Origin of the sequence: Helicobacter pylori, from assembly GCF_014498195.1 — a bacterium.
GTDB classification, from domain to species: Bacteria; Campylobacterota; Campylobacteria; order Campylobacterales; family Helicobacteraceae; genus Helicobacter; species Helicobacter pylori_DO.
The window spans coordinates 1-4,228 of sequence record NZ_JACTGH010000025.1 but is presented as its reverse complement, the minus strand read 5'-3'; the positions used below and the strand labels follow the sequence as shown (position 1 = coordinate 4,228).

Below are 4,228 nucleotides of genomic sequence, written 5' to 3'. Positions count from 1 at the left end.
CCTAAACAAACAAAACAATGAGTCAATAATAAAATTAAATAAAAAAGCAAGACTAAAAAAACATTTCCCTATCCCTGCACCGACCTACATTCCCACTCTTGAAAAGAGCAGTATTATCAGCGATGAAGAGCTTGACTTCCAGGTTCGGAATGGTTAACTGGGTAGTTCCTCTTCTCTAAAGGCACAAGGAAAAGGGAGCTAAAGATAAAACGCATTTACCCTTAACTCCCCTTTCTCTTTCTAGGGAGCTGTTTTTAACAAAGAAGATCGTTAATAGCCCTTAATTAAAACAAGTTAGACTTTATCCTGTTTCTCATTAAAGTTTATTATATAAAAGTCTTTATAAAACTCCAACCCTCTTACACTCAGTAAGGCAGTGGTAACTCATTCGCGCTTATTGTTGTTATCTTATACAAAAAGCAAAAAACAAGCCAAACGCTCTATTAGTAGTAGTCAGCTAAACGCATTACTGCACTCACACATCTACCCTATCAAGCACATAGTCTTTGTGCGAGCTTCAGGGAAAGTTTATCTTGGAGTTGGCTTCCTGCTTAGATGCTTTCAGCAGTTATCACATCCGTGTGTAGCTACCCAGCGATGCTCTTGGCAGAACAACTGGTGCACCAGTGACACGTCCATCCCGGTCCTCTCGTACTAGGGACAGCTCTCCTCAACTTTCCTACGCCCACGGCAGATAGGGACCGAACTGTCTCACGACGTTCTGAACCCAGCTCGCGTACCGCTTTAAATGGCGAACAGCCATACCCTTGGGACCTGCTCCAGCCCCAGGATGCGATGAGCCGACATCGAGGTGCCAAACCTCCCCGTCGATGTGAGCTCTTGGGGGAGATCAGCCTGTTATCCCCGGGGTACCTTTTATCCTTTGAGCGATGGCCCTTCCACACAGAACCACCGGATCACTATGACCGACTTTCGTCTCTGCTTGACTTGTATGTCTTACAGTCAGGCTGGCTTGTGCCATTACACTCAACTTGCGATTTCCAACCGCAATGAGCCAACCTTTGCAAGCCTCCGTTACTTTTTAGGAGGCGACCGCCCCAGTCAAACTACCCACCAAGCATTGTCCTGCCTGTGGATAACACAGGCCAGTTAGCTAACAGAAACATCAAGGGTGGTATCTCAAGGATGGCTCCATAAGAGCCAAAGCCCTTACTTCAAAGCCTCCCACCTATCCTGCGCATGATATTCCCATTAGCAGTGCTAAGTTGTAGTAAAGGTCCACGGGGTCTTTCCGTCTTGCCGCGGGTAGGAGGAATTTTCACCTCCACTACAATTTCACTGAATCTCTGGTTGAGACAGCTCCCATCTCGTTACGCCATTCATGCAGGTCGGTATTTAACCGACAAGGAATTTCGCTACCTTAGGACCGTTATAGTTACGGCCGCCGTTTACTCGGGCTTCAATTCAACGCTTCATCTTGCGACTGACGCATCCTCTTAACCTTCGAGCACCGGGCAGGCGTCACACCTTATACTTCCTCTTACGAGTTGGCAAAGTGCTGTGTTTTTGGTAAACAGTCGGGAGGGACTCTTTGCTGAGACCGCATTGCTGCGGCACACCTTATCGCGAACTTACGGTGCTAGTTTGCAGAGTTCCTTAACCAGAGTTCTTTCACGCGCCTTAGAATACTCATCTCATCTACCTGTGTCGGTTTGCGGTACGGACGACTATGGATATGCTTAGAGGCTTTTCTTGGCACGACGGTATCAGCGATTCTCCCTTTGTCCTAAAAGGACTCAAAGAGCCTGTTTGGGTTTCAAATACAGAGGTGGATTTGCCTTCCCTCCAATCTACGCCCTTAGACTAGCGCTTCCATCAGCTAGCTCGCTTAACCCTATGCGTCCCCCCATCACGCTCCATGAGTCGGTATTGGAATATTAACCAATTTGCCATCACCTACCCCTTTCGGACTCGGCTTAGGACCCGACTAACCCTACGATGACGACCATCGCGTAGGAAACCTTAGATTTACGGCGGATACAATTCTCATATATCTTATCGTTACTCATTCCTGCATGCTCACTTCATACCGCTCCAGCACTCCTTACCGGTATACCTTCAACGCTGGTATGAACGCTCTTCTACCACTGTGTCAAACACAATCTACAAATTCGGTGTCTATCTTAGCCCCGTTATATTTTCAGCGCATGACCACTAGACCAGTGAGCTGTTACGCTTTCTTTAAAGGATGGCTGCTTCTAAGCCAACCTCCTGGTTGTTTGAGTAGCCACACATCTTTTTCCACTCAGAATAGAACTTAGGGACCTTATTTGGTAGTCTGGGTTGTTCCCCTTTTGACGATTGATTTTATCACCCACCGCCTGACTCCCAAGATACGATAAAAGGTATTCGAAGTTTGATAGGGTTTGGTACCGCGGCGAGCAGCCCTAGCCCAATCAGGGCTCTACCCCCTTTTATTATCACTTGAGGCTATACCTAAATATATTTCGAAGAGAACCAGCTATCACTAAGTTTGTTTGGCCTTTCACCCCTATCCACAGCTCATCCCAACCCGTTTCAATGGGTACGAGTTCAGTCCTCCACGCGCTATTACACGCGTTTCAACTTGGCCATGGATAGATCACTTAGCTTCGGGTCTGCAGCATCTGACTCAAGCGCCCTATTAAGACTCGCTTTCGCTACGGCTTCGCATTCGCTTAACCTTGCCAGATACCACAACTCGCAGGATCATTATGCAAAAGGCAGTCCATCACCCTGATAAATCATAGGGCTCTGAATGATTGTAAGCAGATGGTTTCAGGTTCTATTTCACTCCGCTCACTGCGGTTCTTTTCACCTTTCCCTCACGGTACTTGTTCGCTATCGCTCAAAGAGTAGTATTTAGGGTTGGAGAGTGGTCTCCCCGGCTTCAACCTGGATTTCTCGTGTCCTGGCCTACTCTGGATCCTGCTACCTAAGAACGCCTTGTCGCATACAAGGCTATCACTTTCTATGGCTTACCTTTCCAGGTAACTCTGCTAAAGCGTTCTCTTGGATGTTGCAGTCCTCAACCCCGAATGCAAGCACTCGGTTTGCCCTTTTCCCCGTTCGCTCGCCACTACTTAGGGAATCTCGTTGATTTCTTTTCCTCTAGTTACTGAGATGTTTCACTTCACTAGGTTCGCTCTCTATAATTAGAGTAACTAATATCTCTATTAGTTGGGTTGCCCCATTCGGACATCTACGCATCAAAGCTCCTTGACAGCTCCGCATAGCTTATCGCAGTCTAGTACGTCCTTCATCGCCTCTCTTTGGCAAGGCATCCGCCATCTGCTCTTAAAAGCTTGTTTTAAATTTTAAAATATCCTTTAAAACCCGCCCTTTTATAATGAATAACGACAATTGCACGAATATTCTTCAGTGCTACCACTGCCTTAATGAATATAAGACAGAGTTATTGTAGTTTTACTTTACTTTTACATAGGCTATTAACAATATTAAATCAAATAACTTCGTTTTTCTTTAAAAACTTGCTACAATCGCTCTGTTAAACCCTTTAAAGAAGACTAAAAATGCTTGATCCCTAATCTTTTTTAACCGCCAAGTTTAATCAGCTAATGAGCTTTTTATTTTTGAAAGCTTTTTAGCTTTTATGACTTGTTTGAGTGGTTTCAAATTAAAGAACTTTTTAAAGCTTGTCTTTAAAAACGAAATGTAATTATAGACATGCAATGCTTAAAGTTTGCTTAAAGTTTTGAGAGTTTGGAAGAAATGGATAAAAATGATTGGAAATGATGGGAATGGGGGTAAAAATAAAGCTTTGAATAAATAAAGCTTTAAGATAAATTAAGATAAAACGCATCATAAGATAAAAAATAAAAACGCATCATTAACCATTGATTAAATACCGCTAGATACAGTACCGCAAGTCATCTTTTTTTCAAAAATAGGGGTAGAAATGGCAACCATTCAACCATTCAACCATTCAATCAAGCAATCAAGCAACCAAGCAATCAAGCAACCAAGCAACCAAGCAATCAAGCAATCAAGCAATCATTCAATCATTCAATCAAGCAACGCTACCATACTTTTATCGCTTTTGCAAAAACCTATTTAAAAATCCCCTACTTTTTATTATTCTCTCTTTCATTAACCCTATTATTCCCCCTTTCAAACCCGCACCGCATTTTCAAACCATTTGATTCCATAAGCCCCATTTTTAAATCAGTGGGGTTTACAGAGTTAAATTTAAAGGAGAGATGATGGC

1 protein-coding gene and 2 rRNA genes are annotated in these 4,228 nt (G+C 43.7%); 1 reads left to right on the top strand and 2 read right to left on the bottom strand.

Annotation, left to right across the window (positions count from 1 at the left end; genetic code table 11):
- Nucleotides 1-71 precede the first annotated feature (71 nt).
- Nucleotides 72-189 (bottom strand): 5S ribosomal RNA (gene rrf / locus H7N67_RS07775).
- Between the two features lie 233 nt (nucleotides 190-422).
- Nucleotides 423-3,311 (bottom strand): 23S ribosomal RNA (locus H7N67_RS07770).
- Nucleotides 3,312-3,919: 608 nt separating this feature from the next.
- On the opposite strand from H7N67_RS07770, the gene H7N67_RS07765 reads away from it, so the two are divergent.
- Nucleotides 3,920-4,078, top strand: coding sequence for a hypothetical protein (locus tag H7N67_RS07765; protein WP_187939604.1), 159 nt, complete (start codon nucleotides 3,920-3,922; stop codon nucleotides 4,076-4,078).
- The last annotated feature ends 150 nt before the right edge of the window (nucleotides 4,079-4,228 follow it).